This window comes from bacterium (assembly GCA_021372535.1).
Classification (GTDB): Bacteria; Latescibacterota; Latescibacteria; order Latescibacterales; family Latescibacteraceae; genus JAFGMP01.
This window is the reverse complement of the sequence record JAJFUH010000018.1, coordinates 43,582-69,618: the sequence shown is the minus strand read 5'-3', so window position 1 is coordinate 69,618 and position 26,037 is coordinate 43,582. Positions and strand designations below refer to the sequence as shown.

Annotated in this window: 18 protein-coding genes; 1 reads left to right on the top strand and 17 read right to left on the bottom strand. The window is 52.1% G+C overall.

Annotated elements, in window-relative coordinates:
• The first annotated feature begins 171 nt into the window (after positions 1 to 171).
• Positions 172 to 1,470 carry an L-serine ammonia-lyase, iron-sulfur-dependent, subunit alpha gene (locus LLG96_01930; protein ID MCE5248958.1) on the top strand — a complete coding sequence of 433 codons (1,299 nt, stop codon included), beginning with the start codon at positions 172 to 174 and terminating at the stop codon, positions 1,468 to 1,470.
• Between the two features lie 166 nt (positions 1,471 to 1,636).
• Here the strand turns inward: LLG96_01930 and LLG96_01925 are convergent, their stop codons facing one another.
• The 17 genes from LLG96_01925 to LLG96_01845 all read right to left on the bottom strand — a co-directional run bounded on the left by LLG96_01925 (position 1,637) and on the right by LLG96_01845 (position 25,870).
• A complete protein-coding gene (locus LLG96_01925; protein ID MCE5248957.1) occupies positions 1,637 to 2,575 on the bottom strand; it encodes a hypothetical protein in 939 nt (312 codons plus the stop codon).
• A 331-nt stretch (positions 2,576 to 2,906) separates the two neighbouring features.
• Positions 2,907 to 3,935 carry a CapA family protein gene (locus LLG96_01920; protein ID MCE5248956.1) on the bottom strand — a complete coding sequence of 343 codons (1,029 nt, stop codon included), beginning with the start codon at positions 3,933 to 3,935 and terminating at the stop codon, positions 2,907 to 2,909.
• 430 nt (positions 3,936 to 4,365) lie between these two features.
• Positions 4,366 to 7,443, bottom strand: a complete 3,078-nt coding sequence (locus LLG96_01915; GenBank protein ID MCE5248955.1) for a DUF3160 domain-containing protein — start codon at positions 7,441 to 7,443, stop codon at positions 4,366 to 4,368.
• Between the two features lies 1 nt (position 7,444).
• Complete coding sequence (locus tag LLG96_01910) at positions 7,445 to 8,158, bottom strand: hypothetical protein (protein MCE5248954.1); 714 nt, start codon at positions 8,156 to 8,158, stop codon at positions 7,445 to 7,447.
• Positions 8,159 to 8,991: 833 nt separating this feature from the next.
• The gene (locus LLG96_01905) at positions 8,992 to 10,713 is read right to left on the bottom strand and encodes a 4-hydroxy-3-methylbut-2-enyl diphosphate reductase (protein ID MCE5248953.1); all 1,722 of its coding nucleotides are present in this window, start codon (positions 10,711 to 10,713) and stop codon (positions 8,992 to 8,994) included.
• A gap of 40 nt (positions 10,714 to 10,753) precedes the next feature.
• On the bottom strand, positions 10,754 to 11,137 hold the full coding sequence (locus LLG96_01900) for a RidA family protein (protein MCE5248952.1): 384 nt from the start codon (positions 11,135 to 11,137) through the stop codon (positions 10,754 to 10,756).
• A gap of 113 nt (positions 11,138 to 11,250) precedes the next feature.
• Positions 11,251 to 11,538, bottom strand: coding sequence for an Asp-tRNA(Asn)/Glu-tRNA(Gln) amidotransferase subunit GatC (gatC, locus tag LLG96_01895; GenBank protein MCE5248951.1), 288 nt, complete (start codon positions 11,536 to 11,538; stop codon positions 11,251 to 11,253).
• A gap of 394 nt (positions 11,539 to 11,932) precedes the next feature.
• Positions 11,933 to 14,110, bottom strand: coding sequence for a UvrD-helicase domain-containing protein (locus LLG96_01890; protein MCE5248950.1), 2,178 nt, complete (start codon positions 14,108 to 14,110; stop codon positions 11,933 to 11,935).
• Between the two features lie 49 nt (positions 14,111 to 14,159).
• Entirely contained in the window at positions 14,160 to 15,314 is a 1,155-nt protein-coding gene (locus LLG96_01885) for a LysM peptidoglycan-binding domain-containing protein (GenBank protein MCE5248949.1), read from the bottom strand.
• 23 nt (positions 15,315 to 15,337) lie between these two features.
• The gene (gene mltG / locus LLG96_01880) at positions 15,338 to 16,363 is read right to left on the bottom strand and encodes an endolytic transglycosylase MltG (GenBank protein ID MCE5248948.1); all 1,026 of its coding nucleotides are present in this window, start codon (positions 16,361 to 16,363) and stop codon (positions 15,338 to 15,340) included.
• On the bottom strand, positions 16,360 to 16,770 hold the full coding sequence (gene ruvX / locus LLG96_01875; protein MCE5248947.1) for a Holliday junction resolvase RuvX: 411 nt from the start codon (positions 16,768 to 16,770) through the stop codon (positions 16,360 to 16,362). The genes mltG and ruvX overlap by 4 nt, the downstream gene beginning before the upstream one ends.
• Positions 16,767 to 17,276 carry an NUDIX hydrolase gene (locus tag LLG96_01870; protein MCE5248946.1) on the bottom strand — a complete coding sequence of 170 codons (510 nt, stop codon included), beginning with the start codon at positions 17,274 to 17,276 and terminating at the stop codon, positions 16,767 to 16,769. Before LLG96_01870 ends, ruvX begins: the two co-directional genes overlap by 4 nt.
• Before the next feature lie 318 nt (positions 17,277 to 17,594).
• Complete coding sequence (locus LLG96_01865; protein MCE5248945.1) at positions 17,595 to 20,000, bottom strand: hypothetical protein; 2,406 nt, start codon at positions 19,998 to 20,000, stop codon at positions 17,595 to 17,597.
• Positions 19,997 to 20,833, bottom strand: coding sequence for a DUF1848 domain-containing protein (locus tag LLG96_01860; GenBank protein MCE5248944.1), 837 nt, complete (start codon positions 20,831 to 20,833; stop codon positions 19,997 to 19,999). The genes LLG96_01865 and LLG96_01860 overlap by 4 nt, the downstream gene beginning before the upstream one ends.
• A 34-nt stretch (positions 20,834 to 20,867) precedes the next feature.
• Positions 20,868 to 22,400, bottom strand: a complete 1,533-nt coding sequence (locus LLG96_01855) for a hypothetical protein (GenBank protein MCE5248943.1) — start codon at positions 22,398 to 22,400, stop codon at positions 20,868 to 20,870.
• Between the two features lie 18 nt (positions 22,401 to 22,418).
• Positions 22,419 to 23,492, bottom strand: a complete 1,074-nt coding sequence (locus LLG96_01850) for a Xaa-Pro peptidase family protein (GenBank protein ID MCE5248942.1) — start codon at positions 23,490 to 23,492, stop codon at positions 22,419 to 22,421.
• On the bottom strand, positions 23,489 to 25,870 hold the full coding sequence (locus tag LLG96_01845) for a hypothetical protein (GenBank protein MCE5248941.1): 2,382 nt from the start codon (positions 25,868 to 25,870) through the stop codon (positions 23,489 to 23,491). Before LLG96_01845 ends, LLG96_01850 begins: the two co-directional genes overlap by 4 nt.
• Positions 25,871 to 26,037 lie beyond the last annotated feature (167 nt).

The window sequence follows — 26,037 nt, the reverse complement described above, 5'->3', positions numbered from 1 at the left end:
GGGGCAGCGGTGAGGTGAAAACGAAGAAGATATCAGGCGTCGGGCATTCTCTTCCCTGACCATGATAAACGAAACCGGAACTATTGTTTTTTCCATAGCCGTTATTCCCCTGATGCATATGCTTCGGGGGATTTCTCAACAATTACCATTACCGAATACATGAGGAACACCGTGAATATTCTCAAAGAAGTTCTGAAACACGAGGTTTTTCCTGCGCTGGGCTGTACCGAACCCATCGCTGTGGCCTATGCCGCCAGTATTGCAGCCGGGGAAACGGAAGGCGAGATCGAAGAGATACGCATTACGGTCGATCCCGGGGTTTATAAAAACGGATTGGCGGTAACGATCCCGAACACCGGGGGAGAAACGGGTAATCTCATCGCAGGGGTTCTCGGCGCGCTCGTCCGGAAGCCGGAATTAAAAATGGAAGTGCTGACCGGCGCCACCGATGACATGAAAATCCGTGCTCAGGCATTGATCCGGGAACAGAAGGCGACAATCACGTACGACAAATCGAAAAAAACCCTGTATATCGATGTGACGGTAATAACCGGCAATGGTCATGCGCGTGCGGTGATTACCGACAGCCATACCAATCTGGTCCTTCTGGAAAAAAATGACCGGATAATCCTCGAGAAAAATGAAAAAGCTGACAAGGCCGGGAATCTGCACTACAGAACGGTTTTGAGGAACATGAAAATATCGGAATTGATTGATCTTGCCGATAATATGGATGATGCGGATTATGCCTATATAAAACAGGGTGTTGAGATGAATATCCGGGCTTCCGGAGCGGGAAAGGAATTGAAAAAGGTCGGGTATTATCTCGATGATCTTGTGAAAAAAGGGTATCTCCTCGACGATGTTTTTTCATCGAGCAAAATTCTGACAGCTTCCGCTTCGGATGCGCGAATGGCAGGCATGAACTTCCCGGTTATGTCGAGCGGCGGAAGCGGCAACCAGGGAATTGTAGCCATACTGGTGCCGTATAATGTGGGGACCTGCTTTAAAGTCGAGGAAAAAAGGATTCTCCGGAGCATTGCCCTGTCCCACCTCATAAACAGTTACATAAAGTGCTTCACCGGCGATCTGTGCCCCCTGTGCGGGTGTTCCATTGCGGCGGGAGCCGGCGCGGCAGTGGCAATCGTGTACCAGCTGAGCGGAAAAGACCTTCACAAAATCGCCCTGTCCGTGAACAACCTCATCAGCGATCTCGGCGGAATGCTGTGTGACGGTGCCAAGCCGGGATGCGCCCTGAAAGTGGTCAGCTCGACAGATTCCGCAATCCGCTCGGCATACATGGCTCTGAACAATCACGGTATTACCGAGCTCGAAGGTTTCATCGGAAAAACGGCTGAAGAAACGATATTCCACCTGAGCAGGATCAGCGAAATTGGTATGGCGCTGGTCGATGATACGATTCTGGGGATTATGAAGGAGAAAATGAGCGGCAATTCTTCATATCGTTAAAATATAATTTCATACATGATATAATCGGATATATAGCCGTCGTGCCTCAATTCTTTCCGTGATCATGGTGTCGGGAAGTACAGAGAGAACTGCATTTTTCAGGAACTGCTTCGGTAATTGCCTCCGGGAAAGCCCATCGCTCACAGACCCTCAGGGAAACGGGTTTTCAGCCGATTGCCGGCAGCATTCCTTCCTGATCGAACCTGTTGACGAAGTTTTCGCGACGGAGAAAATGATAGAACTTCTTTTCTCCCTGTTCGAGGATAAATTTCAGGTAATGATTATTGTTTCTGAATGTCTGGCTGTACAGGTCCGAATCGATATTCCACCGGGCTTTGAAGTGGTATACCAGATATTTGTCCAGATTCCCCAGGTCTTCGGTAAACCGTTTCTGCGTCAGCTCGAAAAATCCGATGGTTTTCTGCAGGAGGTCCAGCTCGCTTTCGAAACCGTTGACATTCCCTTCCTGAAATTCGGCATAGAGGTAGATGAGTTTTTCGAGGTAGATACGGCCGCTCATCTGGCCCAGGAGGTCAGCCATCCCAAGCATTTTGCCGATTACTTCCTCTTCGTGGTTTGAAAAAACCATATCACGCGGCTTTGTATTGATATTGGTGCAGAGAATGCAGTTGCTGCAGAAATCGAAGTCTTCCCGTGAAAAATCATGCTCGGCGAAATACTGCTCCATGAAATCGATGCTGCGGGAAATATGCTTCAGCGTGTATTTCGCTCCCGTACCGGAGGTATCGTCCACAGTCTGAATGTAACCGGTGTCGTGCATGAGTGCGCTTATCAGCCCGAGCTGTATGCTTCTTTCCGATATGGATTCCTTGCCGAGAGAATACCCGTGAATGAGCCGCGCCAGCGCAATGAGGGTATCGAGGGTATGAGTCAGATCGTGATATTCGGTATTGGATTCCTTGTATCCCGGATAAGCTCCGTGATAAAGCCTTATTACATCAGTATAAACGATCTCGAAAAGCCGGTAATCGAAAACGGGGTACACCAGGGAAATGATAAATTCAACCTCTTCCAGTACACGGGCAATTTCTCTCGTATCCAGAAGGTCGAACAGCTTGACTTCATCACTGCCGTTATTATTCATTATTTCGTTTTATCCTCGCCGATACGTGATATGAAAAAACACACACTCCATGCAATAAATCAGTGCAACTGTATTGACTGTATTTTTGAAAATACCCGCGTATGTTATTATTATTACACAATATATATATTTAAATCATGATAAATTATCATTCATTTATTCTAAGATTGCTTCAATATAGTAAATTGCCTTTCCCGTGTCAATTTTATTTCCACAATCAGGGCATTTTTTCTGATTATTCGGTACATTATTTTTTCAACGTTCACCTTCATGCCCCGGGTCAGAGCGTGAAAATGCCAATATGTTCTGAAATAAACATATGTTTGTAATTTCATTCCGTATCCGCCATTCGTTTGTTCTCCGCCGACTCCTTCGGGGTAGTCAGTTTGAACAGCACACGTTCTTTTTCGGAACCCGTAAGAACCACAGGTGCGCAGGTACTGTCATCGGTTCGTACCGGGATGAGAACCGCCTTCGGAACCGCTCCCGGTGAATCGAACGATACCCGGAGAATAAGGCCTGTCCTGGTTTCATCGTATTTCTGGTCAAAGACACAATTGCCGAGGCTGTATGCGATGAGGCTTTTCCCCCGGTATTCTATCTCCTGAATCTGATGGGGCCCGTGACCGACAATGAGATCGGCGCCTGCCTGCGATGCCCGGCGGGCGAGGTTTTTCTGTTCGTCCGTGGGACTGCCGGTGTATTCTTTCCCCCAGTGCAGAAACAGAATCACGATATCACATGTTTTCTTTGCCTGTCCGATTGCATCGAGCACTGTTTCGTCCTCCACTCCAGCATAACCGCCGGACGGGTCGACAGCCCATAGGGTGTCACCCTTCGCCCAGAAGCCGAACAACGCCACGGTATACCCCTTTTTTGCGATAACGACAGGGTTTGCGGATGCAGTCCCCATTGGCACGATACCGTTCCGGTCGAGTATTTGTATGGTTTTCCGAACGCCCGGGGTTCCGAAATCGAGCGCGTGGTTGTTGGCGACGGAACAGCAGTCGAATCCGGCGAGTTTCAATCCCGCGACAGTTTCTGAGTAAGCGGGAAAACGGATTACCGGGTGATTGAAGGTTCCCGTAAAAAGCGTGTCCGCAAAAACACACTCAAGGTTTCCGATGGCGATGTCTGCCGGCCTGATTTCGGAATATATGTGCCTGAAAGGGAGGGACGGGTCATTTGCTCTGAAAATCGCCCTGCCGACCTGCCTTCCGAGCATGATGTCGCCGGTAAAAGCGATCGTAAGCGTCTGCCTGTCCGGTGTGCGGGTATATGAACGGTGCAGCCCGGCACCAAAGAGAAGAGCGGCCAGACAGCCCGCTGTAAAAAGCGCTCTTTTCCCCCTTGCAGTCATGTTAAAAGCCTGGTTAAAAACACCGTACGTGAGGATATAAGATGTCAAGGGTCAGCACAAAGTGCCGATTTACATGCCCTTGACAACAACTAAAACTATATATTTCAGGCTCATCCGAAAAATGAGTACCTTAAAGTAAAAATATAAATAACAAATAATTACCCTAACAATGCCAGCAATGACCCCAAAAGTGGATACCCGAAGAAATTACATGAAAACGCCTGTCTGTCAAGGCTTCGCCGTAGGCGAACTTGCCTTGGCCTTGACAGCCACAGAGCAACAAATTTCTTAAATGGGGGCTTGAGATTCTTTTCCTCTCAAGCCCCATTATCAGGACATTTCAAGCATTTCATTATTCTCCAGGTACGCATTAATCGGAAGAACCATATTTCATAATCGGGCGCGTGAAAAAAACTTTTTCACCGCCCTCTCATTCGTTCGCCCGGAAAGTGTTTGTCCAGACCGGCGGCGCGGGAGCCTTTCCCGTTTTGAGCATGTCACGCCACTCGTCGTCATTGAGCCGTTTCCCGTCCACCGGAAACTCGTAGTAGGTGAATATGCCGCCCCTGTTGATCTGTTTTCTGTTTCCGATATCGACAATGACATCCATCTCGCGAACCTTCCCGACAGCCTCGTGGAGAATCCTGTTGTTGAGACGGTCGGTGGCGACATCGGCTATGAGCGAAACATCGCTCCCCGTAATCGAATAAAGCGATTCGCCCTCGTTGAAGAAAATGGTCAGGTATTCCAGCCTGGAACCGTAATCCATGATAAATTTTTCATCCTCTTCACCGAGAGATTCTTTTTTTAACTCACGTTCGGCGATACTCTCGAGCCGGGTGACGATGGCGAGAAAATTATCAGTCTTCTCTGCAAGCGCGCCGGACAGCATGTTTTTTTCTTTCAAGCCGTCAAAGCTCATTATGATCAGGTGTTTAAGACGGCGGTAAAACTCCGGATTCGGCTCCACATACCCGTTCGGTTTCGGTATGATCGGCTGCCAGCCCTCGCCTCCTTCGCCCGCTTCGGCGGCCGTCTGTTTCACATACAGGATGGTGTCGTGACGGAGCTCTGTCCAGCTTGCAAGTGCAGTGGAGAGGCTTTTATCCCGCCAGGCGTCGTTTTGCATGAACTGCGGATACTCCGCGCCGAATTCCGGCAAAAGTCCCGTGAGTGTATAGAGCCAGCCGCTGTAGATGGTACGCTGCCATTCATCCGGGCTCATCCCCCTGAATTCATTACGCAGTTTCAGTACCTGTGTGCCGTAGTTGTCGTACCGCGTTTCCCCGAGGACACTGTCGAGGATTTCGTACGCCCGCTCGGAGCCGAGCACAGCCATAATATCGAGCCCCCGCGGCAGCAGGCGCGGATTGCCGGAAGTACCGACCCGGTCGAATACCAGGTTCTGATGAATGTAACTGTCGGGGGTGAACCGCTGCGGCATGAACCTGAATGTTCTCCCGTCCTGGGGAGCGATACGGGGCGGTTTTTCCTGCCCGACAAGCGTCAGAAACCGATCGAGCTTCCGTTCATCATAGAGCTCTTCAACGGTATTCTCAGTGTACACCCCGGCCATGAGCCGTTTGTAGTCCAGCACCTGGAAATCATCAGCGCCGCCCACAAACAGGAGAATCGGTGAATAGAGGTCGTTCCATGACGCGAGCAGCCCAGGATTGTCATGGAGTATGCGGGTCATGACAAGCGCCCGCCGTGTCTCGCGCCGGGCCTGCCGGGGATCGCCCGGCGTCTGTGTTCTGAACGGTGCGGTGCCGAGCCACATGAGCGCCCGGAAGTACCTTCCCAGGGATTCGTTTTTCGTGTAGTGCCCCCGTACGGTGAACTGGGTATAATCGATGGTACTGCCGAGCACGGGCGATGTGGCGGTTCCATCGCCGCGCTCTATGAGCGAAAGCTCTTCCGCAACGGCGCTGTTCGTATTCCCACGGGATTCCGAGAGGAGTTCCCGGGCCACCGAAAAATAGTTTTCGAGAAACGACAGGTCCTCTTTCATCTCAGGAGATGCGCTCTTCTTCAGCAGTTTCCCCGTTTCAATCCGGCATCCTTCGACCAGTCGGATAAGGAGAGGGGAGAATGTATCCTGTTCGAGCGTTCTGAGCGTATAATCGAAGAACAGATGAAAGAGTTCGAGCGTCGTATCCGTCGTTATAAATACGGGGAGTCCGTAGGTGAGGAGAAACGAGTAATAGCGGCTGTACATTTCATACATGTCGTGGAAAAACGCGTGCTCTTTTGCGGTGACGGCGAACCGGTTCTTTTCGAGGAGGTCTATCATCCGCGGCGAATAATCACTGTACTGCCACAGGTTGGTCACATCCTGGAGGGGATAGTACACCTGCTGAACGGCAAGACATTCCCTCCCGTTTACCGTGGTTACATGGACGAAACGGGTGCCGTCCGGAGACCATGCAATATTGCCTCTTACTGTATGTTTAAGGGTGATTATACCGGCATCGGAGCCGTCCACCGAACAGTAAAAAACCGATTGGCCATCTTTTTCCGGATTGAGAAAGGTCAGTTTTGTCCCGTTCGGGATAAACGCGGGGCAGCATGCACCGCTTTCAATATCCATCGCCTGAAAGCCGCTCCTTTTCCAGCCGTAATCTTCGCCCTTCCACCCCTGGCAGATTCTTGTTCTCCCGTTTTGCTCGCCGGTGTAGACGCAGGTGAGTCCATGAGGCGACCACTCGGCATATGCATAGTTTTCACCGTCCACCGTATCAGCCATTACAGGAGTGGGTAAGGCGCCGTCCTCGCCAACAATCCATATGCCGCTTGTTCCATCATTCTCTGCATTGTAAAGAATGGTGTTTTCCTTATACATTTTATGTGGGAGGTAATTCCCCCAGATGATCGGAGAGCAGCGCGGATGGGATTTCCTGTACGTTTCATCGGATGTGATCTGATGGCTGCCGGAACCGTCGGCGTTCATGATCCGGAGCTCATAAGTCCCCGTTTCGTTCGAGGAATAGACGATTCTTTTCCCGTCACTCATCCAGGAGGGATCGATCTCGTCCGCCGGGCTCCGGGTAATCTGCGTCAGGTTTTCACCCGATAGGTCGATGAGCCAGATATCGTGGCTTCCTTCACTGCCGGAGGCGAAAACGATCCGCTTCCCGTCCGGGGAAACCTGCGGCGAGGAAAGGCCGGACAGCCGTGCAGTGGCATCGAGGATTTTTTCCGATACAGGCTCGATGGAAAACCGGTGCCTGAACGGGCTGAGGGCTATCGATGCATACGCCATCCGTGATGTGAGTTCCGGCGATGCATTCCGGGCTTCCGTATCTCCGGCTTTCACTCCCTCGATCTCAGTATTCTGTTTTTCAGTTGGCAAAGACGTTTCCGGGGCAGACAGTGATTCGGGTTCCTTGACCTCGGCTCCGGATGTGACCGTCTCCGTTTCATGTGGCCCGGTTATATACGCATGAAGCCACCAGCCCAGCGCGGCGCAGGCGAAAAATACGGAGATCGTTATCAGCCATTTTTTCATGTTATCCCCTTTTTTTCAGGAATGTATCAATAAGATAATATCGTTCGGTCGATTTCTGTATGGTCAGCTCTATCTCGGGCCGACTGTCACCATTGCAGCGGAAAACCCGTACCGTATCCGGCATCCCCGGCAGCCCGGTATCCGAGATAAGGTCGAATCCGAAACCGTTCCAGCGATAGACGGACAGGAATAGTTTATCGGGGTGCTGACGGCCCCGTTCAACGGAGATCAGCTCCTGTGTATCGTCGCCGCTGACATCCCCGAATGTTACAAACACAAAGGGTTTGCTCAGGTATGTTCCCCGCCACAGTGCATGGACACCATCCTGTTCCCAGGAGTAAATCTGGAGACGGTTGTCCTTGTGCGGATCGTGCGGTTCCGATTTATAGAGGCACAGCGCCAGCTCATCACACCCGTCGCTGTCGATATCGCTGAGGAAGATATCCCATACCGGTGCGGGCGGGCTTTTCCAGAGAAGGGCACGGTTTCTGCCCTCACCGCGGAAGACGGCGATGTAGTTACTGTCGGTTGTTCCTTTGACAGGCGCAAAAAGGATGATGCTGTTATGGTCTCCCTGACCGGTAAAATGTCCGGTGCATGTCTTGATTATGTGATGTCCGTCGGATTCGCCGGTAAAATGGGAACGAAGCAGGAAACCGAAAAGAATGCCTGCCACGATAACGAGGCCTGTGGTTCTGAAAACAGAGGTCAGCATTCGAACATTCTGCCGGAAGGGGGCTTTAAGAAAAAAGTAACTTATTATATTGCTTCGGCGATTAAACAGTGATATCGGATGACGTCATGCCGAACTTGTTTCGGCATCTATTCCTGCTATTGGTATCATTATTTATCCGCCGGAGCAATAATACGCTCACCAATAATGAATTATTAGAGGAACCCGTTATTATGGTATCTGAAAATCATAGCATAATGTACAGTACTTTGAAATTATTGTTGTCCCGGGTAAATGTCAAGCTTTAAAAGAGTGGGATTTATTATTGCTTCGGCGGTTAAAGAGTGACATCGGATTGTGTCATGCCGAACTTGTTTCAGCATCTTTTCCAGATATTAATATCATTATTTATTCGCCGGAGCAATAACCCGGATTTATCTGAAAATACATCTACGGTTCCCGGTGCTGTTGCTCCGTCCTCGTGCCGGGAGTTCTTGTAACGCCGTCATTCCCGAATCATTAATCGGGAATCCATATGCAGCCTGCATTCATTTACCATCCTACGTTGTGACCATGGATGGTCATGGGAGTTATTCATGAAAATATTTAACCACAAAGACACAAATTTATATAACATATTATTTGTACTATCTTTAGTAATTATTAAATGTTAACGCCCAAAAAGATAAAAAAAATAAAACTCTCGAAAATCTGTGTTCTGTTATTGCTCCGGTGAATAAACAGTGACATCGGATGACGTCATGCCGAACTTGATTCGGCATCTATTTTTAATATTAGGATCGATATTTATTCGCCGGAGCAATAATAAAAGGGGGAAAATTTGATACAGAGGAAAATCGTTTGATAATTGTCTGTTACCTCAGGAAGAGGAATGCCACGATACCGGTGAGAAAAAAGGCGGTGTCAATCGCCACCTGGTGATAGAGCCTGAAAAAATGCCCCTTTCTGCTGACCGGCCGTATGAGTGAAATCACATAGACGACCGGTACGATCATTGCCACAGAATGCGCCGGCAGGAGACCCGTAACGGCGCAGATGACTATTCCGAGCGCAAGCAGGCTGTTGACCGCGTACAGAAGTTTCAGGCTTGCCGACCGCCCGATGAGGATCGGTATAGTTTCGAGCCCCACTACCTTGTCAGATTCGATGCCCCCGATAGCAAGCATGGTGGCGCGGCTGAAAACGAGGACAAACGCGAATATCCCCCCCACGATGGCGGACAGTCCCGGAAATACACCGTGGTATATGATGGGCAGCACTATTGTGGCGAAGGTCCATGCGGTCGCAATCATGGTGTCTTTCGATCCGGGTATGTCGCGGAGGGATTTGAACCTGAATTTCCATTCCGCAGGGATCACCCTGACACTGTACAGACCGCCAAGAAGGTATGAAACCGCAACGATGATAAATATGAATGCCCCCGCATAACGGGCGATGCCGAGCGATATCAGGGCTGAGGCGATGGCGATACCGAGAAAAATCCGCCAGTACAGCCTGAGAACAGGCGCGCGGCTGGTCATAGCGATATGTTTCCAGTTGATCTCAAGGTACTTGTTCACCGCATGGAGCGGGAAGAGGTAAAAGAACGACATCAGTATGAAATGCGGATAGAGCGGGATAGCCATGAAAAGACTCATTGCAAAAGTGAGCACCGCCGCCCCGGCGCAGAGGATAAAATTACCCTCGATGAGAAGGTAGGCGAGACTCATGAAGAATCCCACGATGCTCTTACGCGGTACGGGAGAGTACCCGGTGATGGTATCGACGACCTGCTGGATTACCCAGTTCGGAGTCGACGCCCCGGCGGTGACACCGATCTCGTTGAACTGCGAGAGCTCCTCCATGTCGAGCTCTAAAGCGTCCTCGATAAGGTAGGTCGGCTGACCGAGTTCCTGTGATATTTCCGCGAGCCGCTTGGTGTTGGCGCTGTTTCTCCCGCCGACCACGACCGTGGCATCGGTATGTTCGGCGAGTTTACGGACGTCCGCCTGACGGCGTTCTGTCGAAGAACAGACCGTATTGGCGACATGGCACTCGTCGGCGTGACGGCAGATTTCTTCGGAGACTTCCTTATAGAGCGGGATATTGATGGTTGTCTGCGCCACGATGCAGACTTTTTCCATATGGGGGAGTTTTTGTGCCTCGTCGAGGTTTTCCACAACCACGGCGTTGTTGTCGGTAATTCCGACGAGCGCATCGATTTCTGCATGTCCGCGGTCGCCGACAATAACGATGGAATACCCCCGCGCGTAGTATTTCTCGATGGTTTTCTGGCTGCGGAGGACTTTCGGACAGGTTGCATCGACGATGAATGCGCCGACATCCCTGAGCTGTTTGTACGACGACGGAGGGACACCATGAGCGCGGATGACCACGGTCTTTCCCCTGAGAGAGCCGTCAATCCTGTCCGTAATGAATACATGGCGCGATTCGAGCATTTCCAGCGCCTGGGGATTATGGATAAGCGGGCCGAGCGTGTAAGTGACCGTTTTCCCGCGGGCTTCATCGAGCACGGTATCCATGGCCTTGCGGACTCCCATGCAGAAACCCGCACTGTCTGCCAGTCGAACTTTCATACGATATACTTTCCCACCGACCGCCGAAAAGTGGATACTATTATTTGACGGCTATACACTCGATTTCGACATTCGCATCCTTTGGGAGACGGCCAACCTGCACCGTGGACCGCGCCGGGGGAACATCCTTGAAATACCTCCCGTAGACACCGTTCACCTTACCGAAATCATCCATCGACCGCAGAAAAATCGTCGTTTTCACAACGTTGTCGAACGAACATCCCGCCGCATCGAGCACCGCTTTCAGGTTTTCCATGACCCGTGATGTTTCACGTTCGATGTCGCCGGTTTCGAGAGTTCCCGTCACGGGATCGAACGCCAGCTGACCGGAGCAGAACACGAGCTCCCCGGCTACAACCGCCTGTGAATAGGGACCTACAGGCGCCGGTGCAGCGTCCGTTCTCACCGCTTTTTTATTGTCCATATCGTTTCTCCTCCGGTTTTTTTCTGGAATATGGGAATCGTAATGAAAATATATACTGTATCCGGGAAGCAAATAAAAATCCGGTTATCACCTGCTCGCCGTTTCCGTTTCGATTATTCGATCACCTTCGGGATGACAAAATGCCCGCGGGCATGTTTCGGAGCGTTCATAAGCGCCGTTTCCTGGCCGAGGGAAGGCTGAACCTCGTCCTCGCGCATCACGTTCTGAATGGGAAGAATGTGGGTCAGCGGTTCGACATTCGCGGTATCGAGCTCGGAGAGTTTGTCAAAATACTCGAGTATGCTGTTGAGCGTGCCCAGGAGATCTTCTTTTTCTTTATCGGTAAAGCTGAGACGGGCAAGCGAGGCGACAGTGTCCACATCTTTTTTCGTTACCGCCATCGTAACTCCTTGTTACATGAATGTATGATTTCCGTTCACAATTTGCCATATAACTGAAAAATACATATAATTAACCACGGAGACACGGAGAACACGGAGTAAAAATATAATATCTGGTTATTCAATTAGCGCATAATCACCAATTTATTTTAAGAGTATTGTCATTCCCAAGAACGAAGTGAATTGGGAATCCAGTATTAACATCGTTATGTCATTAACAATAGATGATGGATTCCCGTTTTCACGGGAATGACACTTTAACGCGTAAAAATCACATTCGTAAGTTTTATGCACCAATTGAATAACCCGATTATCTTTTCTGTTAAATCTTCTGCATTAAGCATCGTTATCTCTTAATATTCTCCGTGTCTCCGTGGTTCATCAAAAAAAAATTTCATGCTCGTTTCAGTTTCGCGAATTTCGCCATGATCTTTTTCTTTTTTGCCCCGAAAAGTATGGTCAGTATAAGCGCATCCCCGGAGCCGCTCGCTTCGGTTATCCTGCCCCTGCCGAAGCTGGGATGAAGGACGAAGTCGCCCACGCCGAAAGCGCCTTCCTCGGCGTGTTCGGGAATTTCCTGGGAATAATCCTCGAAGTCCCATATCTTCTTACGGGGTTTCTCCGCCCGCTGTTTCGGCGGTGCATGAAAAGACCGCACCAGCTCGAAATCGATGAGTTCCTTCGGCAGCTCATCGATAAAAAGGGATGCTCCCCCGCCGAACGAACCATACCTGAGACGGTTTTGCGCGTAGCTTACATGGAGAAGCTTTTTCGCCCTCGTAATGCCCACATAAAAGAGACGGCGCTCCTCTTCCAGCTCGGCGTCGCTCTCCAAAGCTCTCGAAAGCGGAAACAGGCCATACTCGACTCCGGCGATGTACACCGATGAGAATTCGAGTCCCTTTGCGGAATGCAGGGTCATGAGCGTTACCGCTTCGCTGTTCTCGTCCCATGTGTCGACATCCGCAACAAGGGAAACCTCCGCGAGGTAGCTCGAAAGCGGATCCTCGCCCGTCTCGCACACAAATTCGCCCATTGCGGTGACAAGTTCGTTTATGTTTTCGACCCGGTCATCCGCATTTTCCTGATACTCTTCTCTCAGGTAAAGCTCGTATCCCGTCCGCTCGATGATTGCCTGGGCTATTTCATCGAGCTTTTTCTTCTCCGCCCGCATTTCGGCAGCCGTTTGCAGAATCGCGTAAAACTCGGAGGTTTTTTTCCCCGTCACTCCGCCGAGATATTCGCCGGCGCGGGCGAGTGCATCGAGAAGCGTGACATGGTTACGGGCGGCGAATTGTTCGATCATCTCGATGGTTTTCGGGCCGATACCGCGGCGCGGCGTGGTGATCGCCCGCTCGAAACTGACCGAGTCGCCGGGATTGGCGACGATACGGAGATAGGCGAGGATATCCTTGATCTCCATCCGCTCGTAAAACCGCGTACCCCCGACAATCACATAGGGCAGGCCGCGCCGCCGGAGAACATCCTCGAACAGGCGCGACTGGGCATTGGTACGGTAGAGGATCACAAAATCCCTGAGCCTGAAGCCGTTTTCGGTACGTTCGTGCTCGATCGAAGAGATTACCCTGTTGGCCTCCTCACGGTCATCGGGGCATTCGAAGAGCATGACCTTCTGACCCTCGGGCCCGTCTGTCCACAGACGTTTGCTCATCCGCGACTCGTTATGGGCGACCACGGCGTTTGCGGCGTTGAGAATGGTTGCGGTGGAACGGTAATTTTTTTCGAGACGCACGGTTTTTACATTCCGGAACTCCCGTTCAAATTCGAGGATGTTACGGATATCGGCGCCGCGCCAACTGTATATCGACTGGTCATCGTCGCCCACCACGGTCACATTGCCCGCATTACCGGAGAGGAGCTTCATAAGGCGGTACTGGACAATATTCGTATCCTGGTACTCGTCCACGAGGATATAGCTGAAGCGGTTCTGCCATTCGGCGAGACATCCCGGGTCTTTCCCGAACTTATCCACGGGGACAAGGAGGAGATCGTCGAAATCGAACGCCCCCGCTTCACGCAGCAGCGCTTCATACCGGCGGTAGACTTTTTCAAGGAACGGCGCATCCGGCCCGGTGACAAATTCGAGGAACGTATCCGGCGAGACGCCGCCGTTCTTGGCCTTGCCAATAACGCCGATAATCCGTGAAGGGGTGTAGGGGCCCTCGGCTTTCAGCCCCATTTCCCTGAGCACTTTTTTTACCACCGAGGCCTGATCGTCACGGTCGTAGATGGTGAAATCGCGGCGGAATCCCCACCGGTCGGCTTCACGGCGGATGATGCGCACACAGATGCCGTGGAATGTGCCGATCCAGAGGTCACGGGAAGGTATTTCGAGTAGATGTTCCACCCGCTCGACCATCTCGCGGGCAGCCTTGTTGGTAAAGGTAACCGCGAGAATACGCCAGGGTTTGACTCCCTGCGAGACAAGGTGGGCGATTTTATAGGTCAGTACACGCGTTTTACCGCTTCCGGCGCCGGCAAGCACCAGTGTCGGTCCGGCAACATGCTCCACAGCTTCCCGTTGCTCGGGGTTGAGCGCTTGTAAATCCAGTATCCGGTTCAGTTCATTACATCCTTACGAAGGGACAGGTTGCAACCTGTCAGTATAATAGCCTGCAGCGGGCGCTCAAATCCACCTTGTCGCCGATTTCGATTTGCTCTCCCTTGAGTGAAACAACAATAACCGCCGTATCGTTGGTCATTACGTTGATCGCTTCGAGCTCACCGAGAACGGTTGCATGTCCGGCGCCTCCTCCCGTGTTACTCCGGGGGTAAATTACAAAACGGTCTCCCGGTCTGACACCGTCAACCGATCCCTTGTCTATATACAGAATATCGTTGATATGAACGCTCAGCATGGATTCGTGGATGGCGAGGATCATTCCGGTGATTGACACGTTCGGCTTGACCCATGCATCAAATTTCGGGCCGCTGCTGATACGGTAAGGCATGTAGAGATCGCCCTTCAGGATGGGGTCGAAATTCTCGGTGATCTGGCATCGCGCCTGTTTCGGACCGGTTGAAATCACTTTCAGAACTCCCTTGACACGGACGACAACACCGAGGTTTCTGCCCGTTTCCGGGTGCTTGACCGCATCTCCCACCTTGATCGCCGCAAAGATATCGCCGTTTTTGACACCGTCATCGCTGCCCACATCGATTGCAACCACATCGAACTTTGTGGCGCTCGACTTACCCTCCTCGATAGCGATGATTTCCCCTTTCGGAAGCTCTGACCGCTGTGTGATAAAACCTGTCCGCAGAAAATTCTTTTCGGTATATACCGGACGGGGGCTCCGGAGTTTCTGCAGGATACCGGTTTCACTGGAGGCGGATTTGCCGGGACTGGTCAGGCTGACTTCGAGCGAATCAGGGATTCTCGGAGCGGTTGCAAGAAAAAGAGGCTCCGGTTTTTCGACCGGTTTGGGTTCATATTTCTCCTCGACCGATTCGACCTTCGGGGCAGGCGTTATTTCAAGGGCTTTCTCGATCATAGCCTTCAGCATAAGAGTCTGACCCGGGTAAATCCAGTGAGGGTCCTTGATAAAAGGATTCTTTTTCCAGACATCGGGCCAGTTGAGCGGATTGCCGAGAAACCGTTCCGAAATATCCCACAGGGTATCACCCTTCTGCACAATATATTGTTCCGGAACGTTACCGATATCAAGCGTGTCAGGTGCGGTCGACTGCTGGGCAGCCGTTACTGACACCGTAACGAAGAGGAGCAGTGCAGCCGTGAAAATCACTCGTTTCATGGCACATCCCTCCTTGGGATAGGTCAACGCATAGATGATTGTTTTCTCTGTTTTTTAAAAAGCCGCACCGCCCGGTTGTGTTCCGAAAGGGTGCGCGAAAAAATATTTCCCCCTTTACCGTCCGAAACAAAGTAAAGGTACGTTGAATCCGCCGGATACAACGCCGCATGAAGAGACTTCATGCCGGGACTGGCAATGGGTCCGGGAGGCAGTCCCGGGTGTAAATAGGTATTATAGGGCGACTCAATTTTCAGGTCTTCGTCGAGGAGCCGTCGTTTCGACCCCAGAACATACTGAACCGTCGGACACGCCTGGAGAGGAACTCCCGACTTGAGCCTTCTCCGGTATACAGCCGATATCAGGGGACGCTCTTCGTCGAGTCCTGTCTCGCATTCGATGATCGACGCAAGGGTGACAACGTCGCGAACAGACATTTTCAGTGAATCCGCCCTCGCCCTGAGGGAATCTGAAAAAACCCGGTTGAATCGTGAAACCATGCGCTCGATCATCTCTTTCGGTGTCGTACCGACCCGGACGAAATAGGTATCGGGATAAAGGTAGCCTTCGAGGCTGCCGTTGTCAATACCAAGCTGCCGGGCAATACCGGAATCCGTTGCACAGCCCGTAAAGGCGGCGGAATCGATTTTCGCCTCTTTTGCAAGAAGGGACGCTGTCTCGCGGATAGACAGTCCCTCGAACACGGTAACCCTGATGTCGGGCGGAACCGGCGGATTGAGAGTAAGCAGCCAGGCGGTTTCCATGGCGCTCAGAGTGCCATCGAGTCTCCATTGTCCGGCTTTGAATGTTCGCGAATACCCCCTGACTCTCGATAACAGTTTAAAACATGCCGCGCTTCTGATAAGCTCTTTTTCATGGAGCATAAACGCTATCCGGCTCGCGGTCATTCCCTTTTTTACCTCGACCGTAACGGGCCCGCACGCGCCCGGGGGACGGTTCGACAGGCACACCCACCCTCCGGCTATAACAATCACGACGAGCAGGATGCCCACCATGCCTGCAAGCACGATTTTACGTGTGAGACCTTTCATGAGAGGGTTTTCAAATACTCCTGAAGTATCAATGTTGCGGATATCCGGTCTATGTCGTTTTTCCTGCCGCGGTTTTTCATACCGAGCTCCTTCATGACACGATGCGCCTGCATGGTGGTCATGCGCTCATCCCAGAAAATGACAGGGAGAGCGCTTTCGCTCGCGAGCAAGCCGGCGAATACCCGCACTTTGGCGCTCTTCTCGCTTTCGGAGCCGTTCATGTTGAGCGGAAGCCCCACAACGATTCTTTCCGCCTTGACCTCGGCGGCGACCCGCGCCACATCGAGGTGTAAACGCTTCTCATCATCACATACGAGCGTGTCGAGTCCCTGGGCCGTTATTCCCAGTTCATCGGTAACCGCGAGCCCCGTCCGCCGCTCGCCGTAATCGACCGCCAGAATCCTCATCGGGCCTCCCCGCTTTCAAGAGCATCCGCAAGAAGGGTTTCATGGGCTCTGAAAGCCAGCTGCGGCCGTGAATCCAAATCAAACCACCTGACTTCGGCGGCATCGTCGCCGGGAGTTATCTCCCCGCTCCAGCGCGTTACGATAAATCCTATAAGAATTGCATGGAGATTCGCCATGCTGTTGTATACTCCAACCATGCTCAGTTGTTCCCCGTGGAGGCCGGTTTCTTCGAGAAGCTCACGTTTTGCCCCTTCTTCGGGGGTCTCACCCCATTCGACGAACCCTCCCGGAAGGCACCACATGCCTTTGTATGGTTCCTGCGCCCTGAGTGTCAGCAATACCCTGCCGGTGTCGAGCAACACGAGCGTTGTCGCCGGTATCGGGTTTATGTAAATGACATGCCCGCACCGTGGGCAGACATGACGGTCACGGCCTTCGTGATACTTTGTGTGTATATCGGCTCCGCACATGGGGCAGAAGCGATAATCGGGAATTTTCGGTTTCATATTCGGTAATATAACATTTTTTCAGTGAATTACCATTATTATTGCTCCGGCGAATATTCATTGACATCATGCTTTAATCAGACGTAGAATAAATGCGCATTTCTTGTCCCCTCTTCGATAAGGGGGGCGTCGCTGAAAGCGACGGGGGATCTTCGTAACCTTTTAAAACATGTGCTTCCCCAATAAAAACATGGGATATTCTTCCCCGTGTCCGGAATACTGCGGTCAAAAAAAACCGGATTGTCAGTCCGGATATAATAATACACACGTAAACTCATTATTTTCATTCGATTCCGATATACGATCCCCAAAAATTATTTACTTTTTCATGACCGTATTCTCATCGACAATCGTTCCCGCTTTGATGGTATACGGCACATGAAAAACATACGGTTTATCGGCGCCGCGGGTCACAAAATAGAGCCCGTCGGTATTTTTCTCCTCGATCATCGGGGTGACGCCGCTCACCCGTAGTCCTGGCAGAACAACGAGAATCACGCGGAACAGCGTCCGGCCGTCCGGCCCCAGTACGGCGCATCTTGCGGAAGTTCCCGGCGTATTGACATACGAAAAGCCATACTGGTCGGAACCAATGCCGTATGTGAAGCTTCGACCGTCCGCATCTTTATCGCCGCCGAGGTCGCCGGGCTCATTCACCCACAGTATCTCGCCGCCGTTGTTCATCAGCAGCACATAATCGCAGTCGGGATGTGCCGCATAAATCCCCCGCTCCGTTGCGGTAACCGCGGGGGGAGCCGCCTCCTCGCCGAAATAGTCACCGAGCGGAATGACCTTGACGATCTCGCCGTTTTCACCGTTGATTGCCAGCACGGCGGGCGATGAGCCGTTTCCGCCGCCTGTCCCGACATATACCATCCCGCCGTTGAAAGACGGATTTCCCACCGTGCGCCCCCTGAATCCGGTGAACGAGACATACCCCTGATCTCCGAACGATACATCGGGTCTGACCACGCCGCCGCTCACAAACGCACACACCAGGCCTGCGGATGTGGTCACATAGATTTTTTCCTTATCGCCGGATGTATATCCTGTAATCGGAAGACCATCGAGAAGCTGGGCGACGGACAACGGCTTTTCCGGCTCCGGAGCAACGAGCTGCCCGGGGATACGGTATGTGACGAGGGAATCGTCGGTGTGCGTTTTCGCAGCGATACCGGACAGCCCCCGCTCGACAGTGAAAGCGCCGTAATATGACGGGGGTCCTTCACCAACCCATGTCGGCGGCGCCGCCTTGTTGTATGCGACGATATAATAGCTCAGGGAATCGGCGGTACCCGGCCGGCCTTCCAGATCAGTGCCATTCCATGTGAATTCGTTGAGCCCGATCCTGAAATCGCGGAGGTTCGAGATGTGAACGCATACGGGCATTTCCGTGCCATCATCACGGTAGATGATCAGCCGTCCGCTTAAATCGGGGCCTTCTATTTCCACCGGGATTCTGAGCGGTTTCCTGTCGAATGAATACGGCACCCTGTCGGCTATATGGGCGGCAATCGGAATCGTTTCGCCGGTGCGGGGCTTGGGAATCTGCCGCAGGAGCATGCCCCTGAAATCGGCAACGTCACGGTCGCCTGTCCTGAGCCATGCATGGAATTCGGGAACCGGTGAAAGTTCGGGGTCTTTTCCCCTTATCAGCATGTGAAATGTGCTGATTTCACCCCTGTTGAGCGTGAACTCGAACGATGCCGGGTCGATCGTCCAGTCGGTTTTATCAAAGACAGTCAGCGACAGGCCGCCCGAAACCGTACTATCGAACGGATTGGTAATGGTGAAATCGACAGTCTCGCTGACAGTCCATGACCTTTCCGTTTTCAGGACAGGCGGTGTGAGCGCCCGTACGAGATTCCCGACCTCATCGTACGTTTTCAGGTCGGCTCCCGTTCCCTCCGTAACCGTCCCGCCGGGAGTCAGTATCCGGAATGAGCTGTTTTCACCGTCCATGGTCACCATCACGATATGGGGAAACAGGCCGACGCCTTTCCGTGAAACAGGGCCGGTACATCCGGTCGATATCGTCCTGATACCGTTGACCTCGCCCCAGTCGCAGAGCCCCTGTTCATAACACGAGACAATGAGATCGGTATCCCCGCTCTTCAATACCGGCAGCACCTCGTCATTCCAGAGGCCGGGAGCCTCCTTCCACAGGGGACGGTTCATGAAAACGACAACAGCCCTGTCTCCTGGGATATTCGCAAGGGTTCCCGAAAGCCAGGCGAGCTGTTCACTGCTGACTTTCGGAGTGACACCGAATCCGGAGCGGTACGACTCGTCCTCCGTATCGAGAACGATGAACAGCGCCCCTCCGCGCTCGAACGAATACCAGGCGGGGCCATACAGCGTACTGTATGCGACATCGCTCGTATAGTCGAAAACATCGTCCGGGCCGGCAACAGGGTATACCGGAACCGGAGCTGTCTTTAAACTCTCCTGAACAGCCATGAGCATTGCGCCGACTCCCGAGGGGGGAACACCCACAGGCACCCTGTTGCCGAGGTCCACGGCAAAATCCACGTCCCGGTCCTTCAACTCCGCGGAAAGCTCACGGAACACAGCCCCGTCATCGGTTACCCTGCCCGTATTCCCGAATACCGCAAACGTTACGGAAGCGTGCGGCGAAGGAACGGATTTCCCCTCATTCCGGCTGCCGCAGGACATAAAAACTCCAAGAAGCGCTATCGAAACGGGGACAAAAATTCTCTTCATGCTTCTTCCCTTTCGGGTACGGGGACAACCGGGTTGGCGTAACAGTACAGGCAGCCGCCGGGACAGGGCATCTCACGGTAGGAGCCTATGTCGCGGCTGACCGTACAGTTGCAGGCGGGACGCTGTCCCTGATCCTTCGACAGCGAGGCCGGCTCCCCGGCAAGACGCGAAAGCAGGCGGCCGTCTATGCAGGCGGAAGACTTTATTCCATCGGCCATTGTCACGGTTTCCGAACAGCTTTCGAGCGTAAGTCCGAGACTTTCCGCGGCGCGGACAAGCTCACGGGCATACTGTGCCTTGACTTCCTCCGGGGGATCGACGAGCTTCAGATCGAACCGCCTGTTCCTGTCCACGACTTTACCGTACATGTCGAGGAACGAAAAAATCGAGCGCCGTACTCCCGCTTCCACCATGACCGAGCCGATCCTCGTATATGATTCGATGGCCGATACCGGGCCGTTTTCGTCGAAAATCACCGGGTCGTACCGCCAGCCGATACGGTCGGGCCCATAAAGCGCGGCAAGTTCGCGTACCTGCCGGAACCGTTCCGCGAGCGGCGGCGCCGCGGACTCCAGACCGGGCATGTCGTTGACAGTGAACAGGAAATAGAGATTATAATCTTTAAAAAATCCGGTTTTCTTCAGAAACGGCCCGAAGTTCTTCGACCAGAGAACGAGGGTGTGGACACTGCCGGGTCTCAGATCGACTCTGACAGCCTTCCCCGAGTACGGGTTGGGTGTTTCGACGTAACCACACTCAATAAAACCGATCAGACGGTCAAGATACCAGGCCGGTATATCTGTCCGCCGTGAAGCGGATATAACCTGTCTCATCGGAGTCCCTCCCGGGAAGGAGAACCATCGTTCGTTACACGATGGACCATATCATGAGCGCCGCTACGACAAAAAACACCGCCGCAAGCATCAGTTTGACCGTCCCGACCCTGGTCTCCATGATTTTTGCTATTGACTGGGATGAAACACCCTTATAGACAATACCGAATACCGCCAGGAGCGGCGCGATAAAGAACAGATTATACATGAGAAGAAGAAATATCGCCCGGATTTGGAATCCTTCCATGCTGACCATGAAGGAAATGGTCGGCAAGTAGACCTGCCCCGTACAGGCGAATTCAAGAATCGAAACGAGAAAACCGACAATAATCGCTCCCGCAACCATGCTTTTCATCCGCACCTTGTCACGGATGGTGGCGTGAATACGCTTTTTCAGGAATGTGGGAAGCTGGAGGCTCATACCGGCGGTGTTTCCAGCGCGCGCTTTAAAATAATCGGCGATGCTGAGAAATCCGAAAACGATACAGAGCACGGCAGTCCCCCCGAAGATGATTTTGGCGAGAATGGCGATATTCACGATGCTTCTCAGCACATAGAAGAATCCCAGCCCCACGAGGAAGTAGGTGATGAAAACGGCAAAAGCGAACGAAAATCCCACGATGAGAATATCCCTGCCTTTACGTCCGATCATGCCGAGGTATGATACGAAAAACAGGATAGTCGCGAACGCGCAGGGGTTGATCCCGTCGCCGAGACCCGCAAGCGCAACCGCCAGAATGCCGAACGACCGGAACCGCTCCTTGATGATCCCTTCGGCATGTTTCAGTTCCTGCTCGTCAAACTGCTCCCATACCGCGCCGGAGCCTTGTGCGGAATAGGTTTTCACGAGCCCGGAGAGTTTTTCACGGCTGATGTCGTGCGCCAGGACAAAATCTCTCCCGATAAAGAATACCGGCGTGCTCATGATTTTCTGCTCGGGAACGCCGGTTTTCAACCCGAGCGCCGCCGCGAGTATTTTACTCTTTTTCCCGGCTATGTCGAACCGGTGAACGGTGACATTGCCATGGTTCTTCTCGAGCCATTCCACGATTTCGAGCGCCCGGCTGCATTCTTTGCAGTTCTGTTTATAGAAATAGGCCATGTGGACCGGTTTGGCGGCTCGAACGGTATCGGGTGTAAAAAGCTCTGGAATCCGCGCCATGACTTCACGGTCGAGCGCCCGCATGGAGTCCGGATTGGCCAGATACGCCTTTACGAGCGATTCGAGACGGAGCTTGACCGGTATTTCGCCTTCGATCATCACGCCCATGAAATAAACCGCCGGGTATGCCTTGTCCTGTTCGGGAACCTTGACCCTCGACTCCATGGCATACAGGGAGTCGATGTTGGCGGGCAGCGAAACCGAGAGTTCGGTAAAAGTGAAATACTCCTGATATTTTTTCAGAAATTCGGGCAGAAATTCGGCTTTTACATTATGGCACTCCTCGCAGTCCTCGGAGAAGTAATAGAGCATGACCGGTTTCTCCTGGGCGATGACCGGTTTCACGAGCGCGATCAATCCGATTATAACTATAAAGATACCCCTGAGAAAAAACGTGTGTTTCATATGAGTACTTTCCATATGTCAGAGTTGAAGGAGATTTTTCGTAAACCCGGTCAGGTTCTTACACCCGTCATCCGAAACAACAACCATATCCTCGATCCGTACGCCGCCCCATCCGGGTATATAGATTCCGGGTTCGACGGTAACGACGGCATTCGTTTGAAGATAATGCTCCGACCGCCGGGAAAGAAACGGATTTTCATGTACATCGAGTCCGACACCGTGCCCGAGAGAATGGACGAATCGTTCGCCGTATCCGGCTTTCTCCAGAACCGTCCGGGCAACCCTGTCGGCTTCCGAACAGAGCATACCGGAATGAATTTTATCCAGCGCGGCTTTCAGCGCATCGCGTACCGCGGAATATACCTTCTTCTGTTCCCTGTCCGCTTTCCCGAGCACGACGGTTCTCGTCATATCAGACGCATAACCCTCCCGGACAGTTCCCATGTCAAAAAGTACCAGGTCGCCGAGCTCGAGCTTCCGCGCTGTCGGGACAGCATGAGGTTTTGAAGTATTGGGGCCGGAGGCTACAATGGTTTCAAAAGACGGCCGTTCCCCGCCGTGCTTCCGGAACTGATAATCGATCTCAATGGCGAGATCGCGTTCCTCCACGCCATCTTTAACAAGCGTTAAAACCTGCTCCAGGACATCTTCCGCAATCGACTGGGCATGCTTTATGGCCTCGATTTCATGGGGGAGCTTTGTTTCGCGGAGTTCCTCGACAATATCTTTTATCTCCTCGAATTGTATGCCGGGAAGACTGTTTCCGAGCTTCCTGAAGACCGAACAGGTTATTTTTCCGGCCTCATACCCTGTTCTTTTACCCCAAACGGTCCGGTCGAAGTCACCGAAGGTTTTGAAGATATCCTCTTTCACTTCGATTATTTCAAAGCTGCCGTCCACAGACCCGCGGGCATCTTCTATATACAGTGAATTAGTAAAAAATAAAGCCCGTGAAGGGCTCAGGAGAATATATCCGTAATCACCCCGGTAACCGGTGAGATAACGAATATTGGATGTATCGGTAATGATGAGCGAATCGAGACCTGATTTGCCCATCTTTTCCCGTATCTGGTGCAAACCCTTTTTTTTCATGAATCGGCAGACTGTTGATCGCTCATTTCGTTCAATTCTTCCAGACGTTTCCTGAAACGTTCATTATCAGGCTGTGCGGAAACGAGGATTTTATAGATATCGACAGCCCGGCTGATGAATCCCTGGGAAACATAAATCTCAGCCATGGTCGCGGTTGCATCGTTTTCCACCACAGTGCTACCGGACTCGCCCGGAGTATCGTAATCTTCCGGAAAATTCCCCTCGTTTTCAGGTTTCGTCATTACCGGCTCTGTACTCGATGGTTCGGTATCCTGGAGGGTTTCCCTATACTCATTCATCAGGGTGTCGAGGGAATACCTGCTCACATCGTATTCTTCCTCGTCTTCAACATCGAGCGGTATTTCAAAGTCGGGAATATTTTTAATAATGGCTTCGACACGTTTGAAGTCCTCGTCTTCCGCTTCGGCAGGCTCTTCGGGTATCATGGCCGAGGACGCCGTTTCGTCTGCCTCGTCGGGAGATTCGGCGGCAAGCTCCTCTTCCGAAATCACAAGCTCTTCATCGAGCGGAAAATCGGATGCATCGAGCAGAATCGTATCCGTCGCCTCGACCTGAGTCATATCGAGTATCATCCCCGGAGCGCCTTTCTCACCGGCTGTCGCTCCCTCATCCTCTCCGATTCCGGCGTCTTCCTCGATATAGATTTCATCGAGAACAGCCTCCATATCGGGAACCGTCTTCCCCGCAGCCTCGGCGAGTACATCCGAGTAATCGATTCCTTCACGGGTTTCAAGCTCGAGCTTGTTTACTCCTTCGGTTTCGACCCCGTTTTCGCTGAGAATATCGATTTCTTCCTTGCTCAGCTCTCCATAGAAACCTGTCGGAATCACCTCATCGGCTTCCACAGTCTCATCGGAGGATTCATACTCATCGAGCAGTGTCTTGAGAGGAGAATCCCAGTCGGCGTCCCTGGCGATCTCTTCCTTTTCCGCACCGATTTCATCCGCGCTTTCTTCCGCGGTTGTTTTCTCCAGCGCCAGCAGTTCGGCGCGCTCTTCCGCGGTGAGCACCGGTTCCACCGTCTCGTCGTCAAGTGCTTTTAATACCGAAGAAGTATATTCTTCGGTATCATCTAAATCGAGAACGATACCGGAGCCGGTTTCCAGGTTTTCCGAAAGCCCCTCTCCGGATTCATCCACTATCTCGATGCCGCCGAAATCTTCCAGTCTTCCCATGGGACTATCATCCACGGCTTCCGGAGCCGGAGCCTCGGGAGATTCTATTTCGATATCCTCTTTCGAAAACGATTCGACGAGAGATTCAATGTCTTCTTCCTCCGCCTCATCCACCTCGATAAAAGCGGGTTTTTCTTCCGCAGCCTTTTCTCCACTGTCCTCCGGCTCATCAGGAGCTTCTATGACAATATCATCACCGGAAAAAGAACCGAGCAGGGACTCAAAATCATCGCTCACGGTTTCGGCAGTCTCAGCGGCCGCTTTTTCCTCATCCTTCTCTGTTCCTGTCCCGAATATATCACTGCCCTCAAGCTCAAGCTCTTCAAGTTCATCCTCCGGGGCGAGTTCCTCCGTCTCCTCTTCCTCAAAGGTATCCGTCACCGCATCCTTATGCGAAGAAATGGTCAGAAGGGATTCAACAGCTTCGCTCTCGGTCTCCTCCATGCCGATATCAAGGTCTTCATGCCCTGCAGCCATAAGCGTTTCCGAACCGGACCCGCCGACTCCGAAATCCTCAGCCAGAAAATCACCGGCCGTTTCCGGGGATTCCGCCAGATCGGCAGCTTCCGGGGGCAGTATATCGATTTCTCCGGCTTCTTCGGTCGACTGCTCAGTTCCGGTGTCAGCCATCTCCTGAATCAGGGTTTCCATATCGACCGGTTCATCTTCAACCTGGTTCATAAAGGCTTCATCCGTATCCATTGTCAGGGTTTCGGGTATCGCTTCATTTTCACCCAAAACCACCGATAATGCCCCGGCTGTCTCCATGGAAAGCCCGAAATCATCGACATCCCCGGAATTGGAAACCGCCTGCTCGAGCATCTGGATAACCTCTTCATCCGATGGTTCGAACCGGGCGGCGGCTGTAAGATATTTTTTAGCTTTTTGCGGCTGATTTATTTGAAGATAGTACTTTCCCAGGCAAAGCAAATCAGAGGGATTCTGGGGATCGAGATCGAGCGATTTTCCCCATTCCTTTGCAGCCTTTTCATACAATTCTCTTTTATGAAGTATCTGTGCAAGCATGGAATGCCCTAAAGCGTATGACGGATTGGCTTCGATTCCCTTCTTGAGAATTTCCACCGCCTCTTCGCCTCTCAACTCCCCCACCAGCCAATCGGCATAACGGGCAAAAATAATAGAGCCCGGATTATTTTTCAGGATTTCTTCCGGTTGTTTCACTGGACTCGCCCCCTCAGGTCTGCAGTATTATTATAAACCTGACACCCGTAATACGGCTCAAATACTTACACTACATAATAAATATGTATGTGGCGGTGAAGTCAATCATAAATATGCAGTCCTCCCTGCGCAGAGACTCAACTGCATCAAAGCATACTATGCGGAAA